General features: G+C 70.6%; 1 protein-coding gene. It reads right to left on the minus strand.

The window, feature by feature from the left end:
• The coding region (locus tag G9373_RS45540) for a YbhN family protein (protein WP_167121392.1) at positions 1–707 on the minus strand (707 nt) is incomplete at both ends.

Here is a 707-nt window from a genome sequence, read left to right on the forward strand (position 1 = left end):
GCGCCGGTCATTCCGCTGGCGGTCAGTGCGGGGACGAGCACGGCGTCCATGACACCGAGCCCGGCGGGCAGGAGTGGGATGGCCGAACGGGCGGCGTTGCCCGCCGCGTACGCGACGGCCAGTCCGGCGAACCCGGGATGTGCGCCGACCGCGTAGCACGCGAAGGCGAGGCATGCGGCGTCGGCGATCCAGTTGAACAGCGACCACCCGAACGCGCGGGCGGTGTCGCGGCGGTCCATCCGGACGGCGCTCATCTGGTTCACGATGTGCTTCCACTGGCGAACACCGGTCAGCGGAGGCTTCTTTCGGAGCGCGTTGAATCCGCGTAGCGCGGTGATGCCGACACCTTCGAGGGCGTCGGGCCGCGAGGCGGCGTACTGAGCCACCACCAGGAAGGCGCACAGGCCGCCGAACGTGAAGATCAGCGAGAACGGGTTGGTCTCGGCCCCGACGAGCAGTGCGCCCGCCAGTCCGACGAGCGCCAGGCCGATGGCCTGGAGGGCGCCGGCCATCACCAGTTGCCACGTCGCGACCACCGGTGACGCCCCCCAGAGGCGTGTCTGCCGGTACCTGAACGTCGTTGCCAGAACCGGGCCGCCCGGCAGCGTCACGCTCATCGAATTGGAGGCGAACGTCACCGCGAGGGACTGCCGCTGTCTGATGTGCACGTCCGCGACCCCCAGCAGGCAGCGCTGGACCCGGGCGAA

It is taken from the genome of Rhodococcus sp. A14, assembly GCF_011603105.1.
In the GTDB taxonomy this organism is placed as follows: Bacteria; Actinomycetota; Actinomycetes; order Mycobacteriales; family Mycobacteriaceae; genus Rhodococcus_F; species Rhodococcus_F opacus.